At 65.7% G+C, this 13,928-nt stretch carries 16 protein-coding genes; 10 read left to right on the top strand and 6 right to left on the bottom strand.

What is annotated here, in order from left to right:
- Positions 1 to 37: 37 nt before the first annotated feature.
- The 7 genes from Q0R16_RS17010 (at position 38) to Q0R16_RS16980 (ending at position 5,302) form a co-directional block, all read left to right on the top strand.
- A complete protein-coding gene (locus Q0R16_RS17010; RefSeq protein WP_295638897.1) occupies positions 38 to 499 on the top strand; it encodes a YbgC/FadM family acyl-CoA thioesterase in 462 nt (153 codons plus the stop codon).
- Positions 496 to 1,200 carry a protein TolQ gene (gene tolQ / locus Q0R16_RS17005; protein WP_295638894.1) on the top strand — a complete coding sequence of 235 codons (705 nt, stop codon included), beginning with the start codon at positions 496 to 498 and terminating at the stop codon, positions 1,198 to 1,200. Before Q0R16_RS17010 ends, tolQ begins: the two co-directional genes overlap by 4 nt.
- 1 nt (position 1,201) lies before the next feature.
- Entirely contained in the window at positions 1,202 to 1,654 is a 453-nt protein-coding gene (locus Q0R16_RS17000; protein ID WP_295638891.1) for a biopolymer transporter ExbD, read from the top strand.
- 48 nt (positions 1,655 to 1,702) lie between these two features.
- A complete protein-coding gene (locus Q0R16_RS16995; RefSeq protein WP_295638889.1) occupies positions 1,703 to 2,650 on the top strand; it encodes a hypothetical protein in 948 nt (315 codons plus the stop codon).
- On the top strand, positions 2,647 to 4,041 hold the full coding sequence (tolB, locus tag Q0R16_RS16990; RefSeq protein WP_295638886.1) for a Tol-Pal system beta propeller repeat protein TolB: 1,395 nt from the start codon (positions 2,647 to 2,649) through the stop codon (positions 4,039 to 4,041). The genes Q0R16_RS16995 and tolB overlap by 4 nt, the downstream gene beginning before the upstream one ends.
- Positions 4,042 to 4,104: 63 nt before the next feature.
- Positions 4,105 to 4,617, top strand: a complete 513-nt coding sequence (gene pal / locus Q0R16_RS16985) for a peptidoglycan-associated lipoprotein Pal (RefSeq protein WP_295638883.1) — start codon at positions 4,105 to 4,107, stop codon at positions 4,615 to 4,617.
- A 142-nt stretch (positions 4,618 to 4,759) separates the two neighbouring features.
- Entirely contained in the window at positions 4,760 to 5,302 is a 543-nt protein-coding gene (locus tag Q0R16_RS16980; RefSeq protein ID WP_295638879.1) for a J domain-containing protein, read from the top strand.
- 11 nt (positions 5,303 to 5,313) lie between these two features.
- On the opposite strand, the gene Q0R16_RS16975 is transcribed toward Q0R16_RS16980, so the two are convergent.
- The 5 genes from Q0R16_RS16975 to Q0R16_RS16955 form a co-directional block, all read right to left on the bottom strand.
- The gene (locus Q0R16_RS16975; protein ID WP_295638876.1) at positions 5,314 to 6,507 is read right to left on the bottom strand and encodes a CCA tRNA nucleotidyltransferase; all 1,194 of its coding nucleotides are present in this window, start codon (positions 6,505 to 6,507) and stop codon (positions 5,314 to 5,316) included.
- On the bottom strand, positions 6,504 to 7,118 hold the full coding sequence (locus Q0R16_RS16970; protein WP_295638873.1) for a CoA pyrophosphatase: 615 nt from the start codon (positions 7,116 to 7,118) through the stop codon (positions 6,504 to 6,506). Before Q0R16_RS16970 ends, Q0R16_RS16975 begins: the two co-directional genes overlap by 4 nt.
- Positions 7,115 to 7,687: a DUF1285 domain-containing protein gene (locus Q0R16_RS16965; protein ID WP_295638870.1), complete on the bottom strand. Its 573-nt coding sequence runs from the start codon at positions 7,685 to 7,687 to the stop codon at positions 7,115 to 7,117. The genes Q0R16_RS16970 and Q0R16_RS16965 overlap by 4 nt, the downstream gene beginning before the upstream one ends.
- A gap of 23 nt (positions 7,688 to 7,710) precedes the next feature.
- On the bottom strand, positions 7,711 to 8,217 hold the full coding sequence (locus Q0R16_RS16960) for an N-acetyltransferase (RefSeq protein ID WP_295638867.1): 507 nt from the start codon (positions 8,215 to 8,217) through the stop codon (positions 7,711 to 7,713).
- An 84-nt stretch (positions 8,218 to 8,301) separates the two neighbouring features.
- Entirely contained in the window at positions 8,302 to 9,723 is a 1,422-nt protein-coding gene (locus Q0R16_RS16955) for a short-chain fatty acyl-CoA regulator family protein (RefSeq protein WP_295638864.1), read from the bottom strand.
- Between the two features lie 143 nt (positions 9,724 to 9,866).
- On the opposite strand from Q0R16_RS16955, the gene Q0R16_RS16950 reads away from it, so the two are divergent.
- The 3 genes from Q0R16_RS16950 (at position 9,867) to Q0R16_RS16940 (ending at position 12,104) form a co-directional block, all read left to right on the top strand.
- On the top strand, positions 9,867 to 11,459 hold the full coding sequence (locus Q0R16_RS16950) for an isocitrate lyase (RefSeq protein ID WP_295638963.1): 1,593 nt from the start codon (positions 9,867 to 9,869) through the stop codon (positions 11,457 to 11,459).
- Between the two features lie 101 nt (positions 11,460 to 11,560).
- Positions 11,561 to 11,719, top strand: a complete 159-nt coding sequence (locus Q0R16_RS16945; RefSeq protein WP_295638861.1) for a hypothetical protein — start codon at positions 11,561 to 11,563, stop codon at positions 11,717 to 11,719.
- A 130-nt stretch (positions 11,720 to 11,849) separates the two neighbouring features.
- Positions 11,850 to 12,104 (top strand): DUF2171 domain-containing protein, encoded by a 255-nt coding sequence (locus Q0R16_RS16940; protein WP_295638859.1) that lies wholly within the window; start codon positions 11,850 to 11,852, stop codon positions 12,102 to 12,104.
- A 50-nt stretch (positions 12,105 to 12,154) separates the two neighbouring features.
- Here the strand turns inward: Q0R16_RS16940 and Q0R16_RS16935 are convergent, their stop codons facing one another.
- Positions 12,155 to 13,786, bottom strand: a complete 1,632-nt coding sequence (locus tag Q0R16_RS16935; protein WP_295638856.1) for a bifunctional GNAT family N-acetyltransferase/carbon-nitrogen hydrolase family protein — start codon at positions 13,784 to 13,786, stop codon at positions 12,155 to 12,157.
- Between the last annotated feature and the right edge of the window lie 142 nt (positions 13,787 to 13,928).

The raw sequence follows: 13,928 nt of genomic DNA, 5'->3' as shown, positions 1-13,928 counted from the left end.
TGCGCCGCCGAGTCGCACCGGCTAGAACCCGCCATCCATGCACGATTTCGCCCCCCAATCGGGCCGTTTCGACGGGCCCCGGCACCTGTTTGCGGTGCGGGTTTACTTCGAGGACACCGATCTTTCGGGCGTGGTCTATCATGCCAACTACTTGCGCTGGTTCGAACGCGCTCGCTCCGACATGTTGCGGCTGCTCGGCATCGACCAGCGCGCCGCGAACGATGCGGGTGAGGGGGCTTATGCGGTGACCGACTTGTCGATCCGCTACTTGCGCCCGGCGAAGCTGGATGATGCGGTAGTGATTACAAGCGAAGCCGTCGAGGTCACCGCCGCCACTTGCCGCCTCCGCCAGACCGCTTGGTTGGGTTCCGTAAAGCTCGCCGAAGCGCAAGTCCGCGCCGCCTTCGTCGCCCCCACCGGCCGCCCGCGACGTCAGAAGCGCGAATGGGTCGCTGCTTTCAACACTGTTTTGATCCCCGCAACCGAAAGTCTCGCATGACCGTTCTTGCCCTCCTTGCTTCTGCGATCACGGCCCTGCCGACCCGGCTCGATCCGGTCCGGCTGTTCCTCGATGCCGATGTGGTGGTGCAAGTGGTGATCGGCGGACTGTTGCTCGCCAGCATCGCGGTGTGGACGATCACCGTGGCGGTGTGGTGGAAGCTGGGAAGCGCCGAACGTCGCTGCAAGGCCTATGAGGCCGAGTTCTGGGCGGCCAAAGATGTCGATGCGTTCCAGGCCGAACAGCGCAAGAAGGATATCCCCTCGGCGCGCGTGGCGCAGACCGGCATCGCCGAATGGCGCCGCTCGACCGGGGGCAAGGCGATCGACCGCGATGGCACCCGCGCGCGGCTGGCGGGCGCGATGGACGGTGCGGTGGCCGATGAGGCGGAACGGATGTCCGGCCGGCTCAACCTGCTCGCCACGGTCGGTTCGGTCGCGCCGTTCGTGGGTCTGTTCGGCACCGTGTGGGGCATCATGGACAGCTTCTTCCGCATCGGCCAGCAGCAGAATTCCTCGCTTGCCGTGGTCGCGCCGGGGATTGCCGAGGCGCTGTTCGCCACCGCCATCGGGCTGTTCGCGGCCATTCCCGCGGTGATCGCCTACAACCGCCTGTCGCACCGCGTGAACCGCTTCGAAAGCCGGCTGTTCCGCTTTGCCGACCGCTTCCACGCCACGCTCAGCCGCGAGATGGAAGCCTGATATGGCGATGACCGGTCCCGGAAGCACGGCAGGCGGTCGGCGCGGCCGCGGCCGGGGCGGGCGCCCGCCGATGGCCGAAATCAACGTCACCCCGCTGGTCGACGTTATGCTGGTGTTGCTGATCATTTTCATGGTCACCGCGCCGCTGCTGGTCTCGGCCGTGCCGATCGACTTGCCCGACAGCCGTGCCAAGCCGCTGGACCAGCAGCCCGACCAGGTGACCGTCAGCATCGATCCCGAGGGGCAGATATTTCTCGATTCGGACAAGCTGGCGCCGGGCGAACTGCCCGATCGGCTGGCCGGGCTGGTGAAGGGTGACAAGGCCCCGCTGGTCACACTGCGGGCGGATAAAGCGCTCGATTACGGTCGGGTCATGGCGGTGATGGGCGAGCTGAACGCGGCCGGGGTAACGCATATTTCGCTGGTCACCTCGGGTTCAGCCAAAGCGCCATAGCCCGGTACAATGGCTTCGGCAGCACCCCCAAGGGCTTTGGCAGACCCGATGCGGACCGGATTTTTCCGCGAGGATGTGCCCGCACTGGTAATCGTGGTGGCGGCGCACGCGGCGCTGTTTGCCGCACTCTCACTGTTCGGCAAGACCGCGCCACCGCCGCCGATCCCGCCGCGGATGCAGGTGACGATATCGTCCGAGGTTGCGCCCACATCGACTTCGCCCGAACCCGCAGCGATGCCCGCGCCCGACATCGCGCTGACCAAGGGCGAACCCGCGCCCGTGCCGATGCCGATCGTCAAGCCGGCCCCGCTGATCGAGCCCGCGCCTGAGCCAGTTCCGGTGCCCAAGCCCGTACTGGTTGTGAGACCTGCACCGGCCCCGGTGAAGCGCGCGATCCAGCCGGTCAAACCCGCGCCCCCGATCAAGCGGACAGCGCGGGCCAAGCCCGTGCCAGCCAAGCTTGCGCCAGCCAAACCGGCACCTGCCGCCAAGCCCGCGCCGCAGGCCAAGCCGGCCCAGAAGCCCGTCGCGCACTTCGCCACCCCCGGTGACGATCGCCCGCGCCGCCGGCCCGATGCGCCCGTAGGAGCTTCGATGGTTGGCAGCGACTTTCTCAAGGGCATTCCCGGCAGCGACAGCAAGGGCGCCGCAAAAACGCCGCCTGCCGCCGCGATCGGACCGGCGATCAAGGCCTCGCTGGCGGGCGCGATTGCCGACCAGTTGCAGCCGCACTGGACCGCGCCGCAAGGTGTCGATGCTGAAAATCTGGTGACCGTGCTGGCGTGGGACCTCAACGCCGACGGCACCCTCGCCGGCGCGCCGCGCGTGGTCAGCCAGTCGGGGATCACCGACGCCAACCGCACCCAGGCCGCGCGCCACGCCGAAATGGCGGTCCGCGCGGTGCGGCTGGCCGCGCCGTTCAAATTGCCCGCCCAGTATTACGCCGCGTGGAAGCGCGTGGCCGGCTTCCGTTTCGACAGGAACTTGTCCGAATGATCGTGCGCTTTTTCGTTTCGCTGGCGGCACTTGCTGTGGCTGGTCCAGCGCTGTCCCAAACGGTGCAGCCTGCGATGCCCGCTGCACCGCCCGCATCCGACGCGATCGCGCCTGCCGATGATGGCGGCCTCACCGGCTCGGTCACCGATCGCAGCAAGTGGCGCGATCTGGGCATTGCAATCCCCGCTTTCGCCACGGACCGTGAGGCGCCTACGCCCGCTGCCGGGGGCACCACCACCGCGCTAGGCCGGCAGATTGCCAGCGTCATCGACTCCGATCTGCGCAACAACGGGCTGTTCAAGCCGACCGGACCCGACGCTCTGCCTGCCGTCAGCTTCGGCGAAGTGCCCGCGCCCGCATTCGATGCCTGGCGCGCGCGCAATGCTGAGATGCTATTGCAGGGCTTCGTGAAGGCCGGGGAGGGCGGCCAACTCACGGTCGGTTGCTATCTCTACGACGTCTCGCTGGGCAAGGAACTGGTGCGCAAGGGCTGGGTGCTCGCCGCCGGCGAATGGCGCCGCGCCGCGCACAAATGCGCCGACATGGCTTATGCGCGGCTGTCGGGCGAAAGCCCGTTCTTCGACAGCCGGGTGGCCTATATCGCCGAGACCGGGCCCAAGGACCACCGTCGCAAGCAACTGGCGATCATGGATTCGGATGGCGCCAACCACCGCTTCCTCACTAGCGGCCAGTCGATCGCGCTGACGCCAAGGTTTTCGCCCGATTACAAGCAGTTGCTGTACCTGAGCTATCTCGATGGCAACCCGCGTATCTATGTTTACGATCTGGCCACCGGCAAGCAGCGGCTGGTCACCAGCAGCCGCAATCCCACGTTCGCGCCGCGCTGGTCGCCCGATGGGCGTACGGTGCTCTATTCGATGGCAACCGCGGGCAATACGCAGATCTACCGCGTTTCGGCCGAGGGTGGGCCTTCGGCCCAGTTGACCGACACGCCCGGCATTAACATCGGCGGCAGCTACTCGCCCGATGGATCGAAGATCGTGTTCGAAAGCGATCGGTCTGGCGCGCAGCAGGTCTATGTGATGAACGCCGACGGATCTGGCCAGAAGCGCATCAGCTTCTTCGGCGGCCGCGCCGCCACCCCCGAATGGAGCCCGCGCGGCGACCAGATCGCGTTCACCGCGATCCAGGGCGATTTCCGCGTCGCGGTGATGAGCCCCAGCGGCGGCGACGTGCGCATGTTGACCGACGACTGGCAGGACGAAGCGCCGACCTGGGCGCCCAACGGCCGCGTCATCCAGTTCTTCCGCACCGCACGCGGCAGCGGCAAGGCCTCGCTGTGGCAGGTGGACCTGACCGGGCGCAACCTGCGCCAGCTGCCCACCCCGCTCGACGCATCGGACCCCGCATGGGGGCCGGTTCTGCCCTGACGCGTTGTTAGCTTGATTCGCCGGCTTGGCTGGCGCACTTTGATTCCCGCGAAGGAGACCGCAATGAACCGTCTGATCGCCACCCTCACCGCTTCGGGCATCGCGCTCGCGCTTGCCGGTTGCGGCGCCAAGGCCCCCAAGCAACTGCCGCCACCGCCGCAGCAGGGGCCATCGGCATCGAACGAGGACACCGGCCAGCCCGGCGCACCGGTGCCGGGCAGCCAGGCCGATTTTGTCGCCTCGGTCATGTCGGACACGATCCACTTCGATACCGACAAGTACGACGTGCTGGCCCAGGACCAGCAAGTGCTGATGAGCCAGGTCGCGTGGCTGTCGAAGTACCCGGGCAAGCGCGTGACGATCGAGGGCCATTGCGACGAACGCGGCACCCGCGATTACAACCTTGCGCTGGGCGAACGCCGCGCCAATGCGGCCAAATCGTACCTTGCGGCGCACGGCGTCGATGCCTCGCGCATCACCACGGTCAGCTATGGCAAGGAACGGCCGGTGGCGATGGGCTCGGACGAGGGAAGCTGGGCGAAGAACCGCCGCGCGGTGACGGTCACTATTCAGTAGGCTTGCCCAGTAGGTCTGGCCAGTAGCCGCGAAATTCGTGTGCCGTGCGGGTTTGGGCTTTCCAAGCCGCACGTTCTGGCGCAATCGCTGACGCTATGTGTCTGAGCGCTCCTGATCGTCCTGCTTTTGTGGTCCCCGCCTGATGGCGCGCCAGGGCCGCAACGATGATTGGGGCTTTCCCCGCTGGCGCCCGTACGGCAGCAGCCGCGAGGCCGCGCAAGTGCGGATGTGCGATCGGGCCGGTTGCAGCGATTCGGGCAAGTGTCCCGCGCCCAAATCGCCCAACAGCCCAGATCGCTGGTATTTCTGCGAAAAGCACGCGGCCGAATATAACGCCGGGTGGAATTATTTCGAAGGGCTCGACAAAGAGGAAACCGCTGCGCGCGAATCGGCTGAGCGGCAGGAATCGTCGGGCTATGCCGAGGCGCAGCACTATGGCTGGGCCGGATCGGGCGATGGTTCGCGCAGCCGCGACGAGATCCGTGCATTGGAAGTGCTGGGGTTGACCCCGGACGTCGATTTCGAGGCGGTGCGCCGCGCATGGCGCTCCAAGGCCAAGCTGGTCCACCCTGACGTGCGGCCGAATGATGCCGAAGCGGCCAAGCAGTTCCAGGCGATCCAGGTCGCATACGAGGTGTTGCGTGCTGCCGAAGATCGGCGGCAGTGGAAGGGCGGCGGGGGTTAAGCGGCTCGGGGTTACAGGGCGTTGCGCCGCGCCAGTTCGTCGGTCAGCAAATCCTCGATCCGATTTGCATCGGGAAAGCCTTCTTCGACCCAACGTGCCTCGATCCGCCGCAGCATCCGTGCGATTTCCGGCCCCGCATCGACTCCGCGCGCCATGATCGTGCCGCCCTTGAGCGGGAAGTAAGGGCTCTCCCAATCGGCGAGCGGCTTCGTGTCGCACCCTGTCAGCAGCAGCCGATCGATCGCTGAATCGCGCCCTATTGCCCACGCCAGTGCCCGCGGTTCGGTAAGCTTGCCATCCCGATCCGCCGCGCTTGCCAGCCGCTTGCGTTGTGCGATCGACAGCCGCAACCGCGCTGCGACTTGTTCCGCCAGCGCCGGATCGGTGGGAAGCAGCGCGGCCATCCGGCGCAGCGCTTGCGGCGCGATCTGCTGGCGCTGCTCCTCGGCCACCAGCGTGGTCAGCGCAACCAGGCCATCGGGAGCGACTTCGGGCAGGACCTCGCGCAGCACGCCAAGTTCGGCCATTCGCGCGATGGTCTGCGCCGGATCGGGCAGGCCGAGCAGCAGTTGCAGCTCCCAGCCCACGCGTTCGCGCGACAGCGCCTTCATGCCCGGCGCCAGTTCAGCGCAAGCGGCTTCGGCTGACGCGTCGGCGGGCAGGGCGCCGAACCGCGCCTGGAACCGGAAATAGCGCAGGATGCGGAGGTAATCCTCGCGGATGCGGTCGCTGGCTTCGCCGATGAAGCGCACGCGGCGGGCGTTGAGATCTTCCATCCCGCCGAACCAGTCGCTGATTTCCAGGCTGCGCGGATCGGCATAAAGCGCGTTGATCGTGAAATCGCGCCGCGCCGCGTCATCCTGCCATCGGCGTGAGAACGCTACCGTGGCACGACGCCCGTCGGTGGAGACGTCGCGGCGCAATGTGGTGATTTCGGCCGGCCCGCCGTCGAGCAGCGCGGTGATGGTGCCATGCGCGATCCCGGTCGGCACGGTGCGGATACTCGCCGCCTTGAGCCGCGCGATGACTTCGCCGGGTTCGTGCTGCGTGGCTACGTCGATGTCCTTCACCGCCACGCCCAGCAGCGTATCGCGCACCGCCCCACCGACATAGCGCGCGGTGTTGCCCTCGGGATCGAGCGCGGCAAACAGCGCGGCAAGGTCTGCGCGACTGGTCCATTCAGAGGGTGCAAGCTGCGCGGTCATGCGTCGGCGTGCCATGCGATGCGCTGCGCAAGGTTGGCGATGATCCCGGCAGTTACGCCCCAGATGCGGTGTTCGTTCCAAAGGATTTCCAGATAACGCCGCTCGCGCCCCTCCCAGTCGCCGGCGAGTTCGGCATGGTTGGCGGCATCGAGTACGAACCCGAACGGTGGCTCGAACCACGCTGCGACCTCGGTCGGGTTTGGATCGATCGGCAAGTCTGCAGGCACTGTCGCCAGCACGGGGGTGATGTCGTAACCCGTTCCGGTCTGGTAGCGGTCGGTTTCGCCCACGACGGTAACGTCGCGTTCGCGGATGCCCAGTTCTTCCCATGCCTCGCGCAGTGCGGCTTCGCGCGGGGTTTCGCCGGGATCGAGCTTGCCGCCGGGGAACGCGGCTTGCCCGGGGTGTGCGCGCATGTTCGAGGGGCGGTGAATCAGCAGCACGCCCGGGCCATCGGCGTGATCGCGCCGGTCGGTCACTGCGATCAGCACTGCGGCCTGCCGCAAGGTGCCGGGCGGCGCGAAATCGCGATCGCCGCGCAGCACTGCCTGCGAGTTGGCGTGGCCTTGCGTGAGCAGACGCGAAAGGCGGGCTTCGAGCGCCAAGGTCACGGCGAAGGTGCCAGCACGAACCGGCTGCCAAGGCTTTCGACCACGAGCAGATCGCCGTTCGAAACCTTCAGCGCGTGTTCGATCAACTGGCCATAGGTGCTGCGGTTGAGCCGCGCCTCGGTGCCGTGGCGGATGCCTAGGTACAGCGCAGGCGTATCGGGATCGCCGGCTGCGCGGATCGGGTGGTCCGGCCCCGCGATGACAAATTCATCGGTGTTGATGCGGAAGGCGAGCACGGGGCGGCCCTGGGGGTCGGCACGGACTTCGAGATCGGTGGCGATGAACGCCGCATCGTCGACCGCGATGGCCAGCTTTTCGTGCGGGGTTGCCAGCCAGTGCTGGCCGGTTTCATCGGCGATCAGCAGGCTGGCGAAGGCGCGCACCATCGCCGGTCGGGTGATGGGCGCGCCCTCGTGGAACCACTGGCCGTTGCCGGCGATGCGCATGTTGCTTTCGCCGGTGCTGGCCGGGTTCCACTGGTCGACTGCGGGCAAGCGGCGCGCAGCCATCGCCTCGGCTATCTGGGCAAGCGAAAGGCCGGCTAGTTCCGGGGGTGGCTCATAGGGCATGGCACAAGCCCTGCCAGATCAGCCTAGCCGCGCCAAGGGCCGAGCATACCGTCCTTGGGGAGCACGGCGGCGTTCTCGCACCGCGCGAGCAGGCGGTGCGGTTCGTAAGGCCCGGGCAGGCGCCAGCCCGAAGTGCACGAATTGTCGAAGCCGAAACGGCCGTAATATTCGGGATCGCCGATCATCATCTGCGGGAGCGGCGCCTCCGGGCTGTGCGCAGCCAGGCTGGCGAGCATCAGCGCGGTGCCATAGCCCTGGGTTTGCAGGTGCGGCAGCACCGCCACCGGGCCGACCATGATCAGCGGATGACGGTTCCCCGCAGGATCGGTCAGCGCCACCGGCCAGCACTGGATCGTGCCGCACAAATGGCTGTCTTCGTCGAGCGCGGCAAAGCTCAGCGCGGGCAGCCATTCGGTGCCTTCGCGCACCTTGTAGGCGGTGCGGCGCCGGCGTTCGGGTTCGAACGCAATGTCGAGCAATTGCTCGATCAGTGCGGGATCGACGTCTGCAAGCGGATGGATGGTGGCCACGGCGGCGTCCTCGACAAGTGCCTTTCCGGGGCAACCTTTGGCGGCGCGGATAGTGGCGCACGGCTTTGCCCGCAAGCGCCGAGTTCAACTTTCGGAAAAGGCGAACGGCGCGGCGGTGCGGCGGAAATCGTCGGGTAGCACCTCGCGGCCGATCGGCGGCGCGGCGCGGGCGGTGCATCCGGCACGGTCGCACAACCGGCATGAAACGCCGATCGGCGTGGCTACGACGGTGTGGGGATCAAGGCCTGCTGCATAGGCGAGCCGGGGTGCGTCATCCGCCGAGCAGGCGAGGGCCAGGCCGCGGACGTGGGCCGGGCGGCTGAAGCCGCCACCGCCTGCCGACACTGTCCGCGCGATCGAGAAAAAGCGTTGGCGATCGGGCAGTTCGAGCCATTGCGTCAGGATGCTGCCGGGTGCGCGGAAGGCCGCGTGGATGCTCCACAATGGGCAGCCGCCGCCGTGCGCGACGAAGGGGAAGCCCGCGCCGTCGAGTCGCTTGGTGACGTTGCCCGCCGCGTCGACCGCAATCAGGAAGAACGGCACGTGGCCGCGCCCGGCGGGGGCGAGCGTGGTCAGCCGGTGCGCGACTTGTTCGAAATCGACCCGAAACAGCCCGGCGATCGCGTCGATGTCGTAGGCCCGCGCCTCGGACGCGCTGGCGAAGCGATCGAACGGCATGCGGATTGCGCCCGCCGCATAGCTGGCCAGCGCACGGCGGGCGAGAGCGAGCGCGCTGGGTTGCGAGAACTTCTCGCCGCTCAGCACCGCAGTGATCGGTTCGCGCAGCGCGGTGTGGGCGATATGCAGCGCAACCTGCCAACTTCGCGCGGAGGCGGGCAATGTATCGTCGAGCAGCAACTGGTTGTTGTGGCGATCATATCTGCGGATCGCACCAAGCATCACGTCGGGCGGAACATAGCGCACGCGCGTGCCCTGCTGTTCGAGCCAGGCGACGCTGCGCCCGGCGGCGGCAATTTCGGCGGCGAGTGCTTCTGCACGAATTTCGATGGCGGGAAAGTGGTTCCGACGTTCGGCCAGAAAGCGCCGTGCCTCGCTGACCGGGTCGCTTTCGCCCGCGGCGCCCTGATCGTCGCGCTGCGCTGCCAACGCTTGTTGCTCGCGCGCATAAGCGGCGTGGAGCCGCAGCACCGCTTCGGTTATGCCGGGGAAGCTGGTGGCCAGGTCCGCGACTTCGAGCGCGGGCAAGTCGATATCGGCGAACAGCGGGTCCTTGAGCACGTCGCCCAACCGCCGCGCGTAATCCTCTGCATCGTCGCCCGCCAGTTCGGCCACGTCGATCTGGTAATTGCGCGCCAACCGCAGCAGCAGGTCGGCCGTCATCGGACGCTGGTTGCGTTCGAGCAGCGCAACATAGCTGGCCGATATGTCCAGATCTTCGGCCATCGCCTGCTGTGTCAGGCCCAGTTCGCGCCGCATCCGGCGCAAGCGCGGACCGAGGTATAATGGGCGAGCCTGGGGACGGAGTTGGGGGCGAATCTCGGCCATGACCACAGGTTGTCATAAATACACATCTTTACAAGGAAAAGTTGTCATGCTTGACAAGCGGACCTTGGCGGGTCTTTCCGATTGCTCCCCCGCTGCGTTATCACAGTTGTACAGAGCGAATGCAATTCAGGGAATCCAAGCCGATGTCGTATTACCAGTCCACGACCGAAGCGCGCCAGACGATCGATCGCAATCCCAACTGGGCCGGCATCGATGCGGCTTCGGTTGCGCGGATGCGCGTTCAGAACCGCTTCCAGACCGGCCTCGACATCGCGCGCCACACCGCCAAGATCATGCGCGAAGACATGGCCGCTTATGATATCGATCCGGCCAACTACACGCAGTCGCTCGGCTGCTGGCACGGGTTCATCGCGCAGCAGAAGATCATCTCGATCAAGAAGCACTTCGGGTCGACCAAGCGCAGGTACTTGTACTTGTCGGGCTGGATGGTCGCCGCGTTGCGTTCTGAATTCGGTCCGCTGCCCGATCAGTCGATGCACGAAAAGACCAGCGTTCCCGCGCTGATCGACGAAATCTACACGTTCCTGCGCCAGGCCGACCAGCGCGAACTGGGCATGATGTTCCGCGATCTCGATGCGGCGCGTGAGCGTGGCGATGCGGTCAACACGCATCGCCTGATGCACCAGATCGACGAGCACCAGACACACATCGTGCCGATCATCGCCGATATCGATGCAGGGTTCGGCAATGCCGAGGCGACCTACCTGCTGGCCAAGAAGATGATCATGGCCGGCGCCTGCGCGCTGCAGATCGAAAACCAGGTTTCGGACGAAAAGCAGTGCGGCCACCAGGACGGCAAGGTGACGGTGCCGCACGAGGACTTCATCGCCAAGATCCGCGCCTGCCGCTATGCCTTCATGGAACTGGGCGTCGATGACGGGATCATCGTGGCGCGCACCGACTCGCTCGGCGCCGGCCTGACCAAGCAGATCGCCGTTACTCACGAACCGGGCGACCTGGGCGATCGCTACAACAGCTTCCTCGATTGCGAGGAAGTGACCACCGAGACGACTCGCCCCGGCGATGTGCTGATCAACCGCGATGGCAAACTGATGCGTCCCAAGCGCCTGCCATCGAACCTTTACCAGTTCCGCGCCGGCACCGGCGAGGACCGCTGCGTCATGGACAGCATCGCCAGCTTGCAACATGGCGCCGATCTGTTGTGGATCGAGACCGAAAAGCCGCACATCGGCCAGATTGCGGGCATGGTGAACCGCATCCGCGAGGTGATCCCCAACGCCAAGCTGGTCTACAACAACTCGCCCAGCTTCAACTGGACGCTCAATTTCCGCCAGCAGGTTTACGATGCCTGGGTCGAGGCCGGCCGTGACGTTGCAGCTTACGATCGCGCACGGTTGATGAGCGTGGATTACGACGCCACCGATCTGGCGATGGAAGCCGACGAACGCATCCGCACCTTCCAGAAGGAATCGGCGGCACAGGCGGGTATCTTCCACCACCTGATCACGCTGCCGACGTATCATACGGCGGCACTCAGCACCGACAACCTGGCGCGCGAATACTTCGGCGATGCGGCGATGCTGGGCTACGTCAAGAACGTGCAGCGCGAGGAAATCCGCCAGGGCATCGCCTGTGTGAAGCACCAGAACATGTCGGGTTCCGACATCGGTGACGATCACAAGGAATACTTCGCCGGCGAAGCCGCGCTCAAGGCCGGCGGCGCGCACAACACGATGAACCAGTTTGCGGCCTAAGCCACTAAGATACCCCGATCGGCCGAACACAGGCCAACGGGCGAGAGGATGCCAATTTTACCCGGTTCACCGCAATTCGGTAACCAAATAGGAGACCTGCCATGCCCGAACCCGCACGTGCCCGCGCGGTCCTGTCGAACGAAGACTTCAAGCTGCTGCGCGAAGCCGTCCTTCATTATCTGAAGGCGATCGAGGACACGCCCGAATCCACCAAGTTCTCGAACCTTTACCACCGCCTCGGCAGCGCCGCCGGGCGCTAGCCTCAAGATCTTTCCTGGGGAGGAAAGCCCGGCCCGTCGCGCGTTACCCTTTCGCGCGGCGGGCCACCTTGTTTCTTCTTGCGCATCCTTTTCACGCTCTGTGCGTTGAGGGCAGGCAAGGAGAAATCGCATGGTAGACTTCACACAGATTACCGAAGACATGGAAGTCATCGGCGCCGACGGCGTGCACGTCGGCACCGTCGACAAAGTCGAAGGCAAGCGCATCAAGCTGACCAAGCTCGATGGCGGTTCGCACGATCATCACCACTACCTGTCCGAAGGTCTGATCGCCGGGATCGAGGGCAACCAGGTCCGGCTCTCGGCAACCGCCGCCAACGCCCTGAATTTCGAGGAAGAAGAAGGCGGCGAAGCAACTGCTGACTAACCCGGGCTGACAATTACCGGGCGGATGATGCTGGCTGCATCGTCCGCCTTTCAGCCGCTGGCCGGCAAGGGCTTTCCAATTGGCGCGGGGTGGTTGTCCGAAGACGAACGACGGCGCTTCTTGGGATCCTCCCATTCGATCCGGTAAAGGTCGAAACGCCGATCGGCCAGGTTGCGCACCGATCCCTCAGCTCGTGCCCAAGCGAGATCTGCCAGGTTGACGTCGCATACCGTCAGCGTCTCGACGTTTTCGCTGGCCTCGGCAGCAATCCCGTCGCGCGCGAACGGGAAGTCGCACGGCGTCAGGATGCAGCTTTGCGCGTACTGGATGTCCATGTTGTGGACGTTGGGCAAGTTGCCGACATTGCCGCTCATTACCACGAAGCACTGGTTTTCGATCGCGCGCGCCTGGCAGCAATAGCGCACCCGAAGATAGCCCTGTCGGCTGTCGGTGCAGAACGGCGTGAAAATGATCCGCGCACCCTCGTCGACCAACCGCCGCGCCAGTTCGGGAAATTCGCTATCATAGCAGATCAGTACGCCGATCGGGCCGCAGTCGGTCGGGATCACGTCGATGCTGTCGCCGCCCTTGACGTTCCACCAGTAGCGTTCGTCGGGTGTCGGGTGGATCTTTTCCTGTTCATGGATCGATCCGTCGCGCAGGCACACCATCGCCACGTTGTGGATATCGCCGTCCTCCATCCGCGTCGGGTGCGATCCGCCGATGATGTTGATGTTGAAGCGCATCGCCAGGTCCGACAGTGCCTGACGGATCCTGGGGGTATATCGGCTGAGCGCCTCGATCGCTTCGGATGGTGACAGCTCGCGCGGTTCGAACGACAGCAATTGCAGCGTGAACATCTCGGGAAACACGATGAAATCGGCTTCGTAGCTCGATGCCACGTCGACGAAATATTCGACATTCTGCATGAATTCTTCGTAGCTTTTCACCGCCCGCGCCTGCAACTGGCACGTCGCCAGCCGCACGCTTTCGACCCCGCGCGGCACGCGCATCTTCACCGGCTGGTCGCGATCGACGTAAGGGTTGCGCCAGACCATATGCGCCGCATAGCCGAGCGAGGCCGCGTCGTCGGGCAGGTAACCCGGCAGCAGTCCGATGGGCTGAAAGCCATTGGCCAGTTGGAAGCGGATCACCGGATCGTGGCGCTTGCTGGTGACGACTTCGTCGAGATAGGCCTGCGCATCGGGCGCCTTGCGCCGCAACCGAGAGAGCCCGGGCATCCGCCCGCCGAAGGCGATCCCGGTCAGATCACGCTCTTCGGCCAGCGCGCGGCGTTCCTCGTAAAGCCGCCGGCCGATCCGCGCGCCGCGAACCTCCGGGTCGACCACCATTTCGTAGCCGTAGAGCCAGTCCCCGGTCGGGTCGTGCCGCGCGCCGAAGCCGTTGCCGGTGATCTCGTCCCAGGTGTGCGGGCCGAGCGCGACTTCGCCCGCGATCTGCAACGTGGCACAATAGCCGACCACCTGCCCATCGAGCACCGCGACGAAGCAGCCGGCGGAAAAGTTGTTGATCTGACCTGAAATCTGCCCCGATGTGTAAGTCTGGCCATCGCCATAGGCCCGGCGCACGACGCCAACGATGCCGCGCACATCGGCGATCCGCGCATTGCGGATTTCGAGCCTGACTTTGGTTTCGGCCTTGCGCTCGCTCGCAGCGCGCACGGGCTTTTTCGCAGGCGCGGGTTTGCTCGCGAGCAAGGGGGGCTTGGTTTCGGCCATGTGCAGTGAGCTCCGGAAATTCGAGGGCGAGGCGCCGATCGAGGCCGCGCTTGGCGCCATAACGCTCGGGCGGACGATCGGTTCT

Origin of the sequence: Novosphingobium sp. (genome assembly GCF_025351285.1) — a bacterium.
Taxonomy (GTDB): Bacteria; Pseudomonadota; Alphaproteobacteria; order Sphingomonadales; family Sphingomonadaceae; genus Novosphingobium.
Note: the sequence above shows the minus strand (reverse complement) of the source record. Positions and strands in the feature narration are given on the sequence as shown.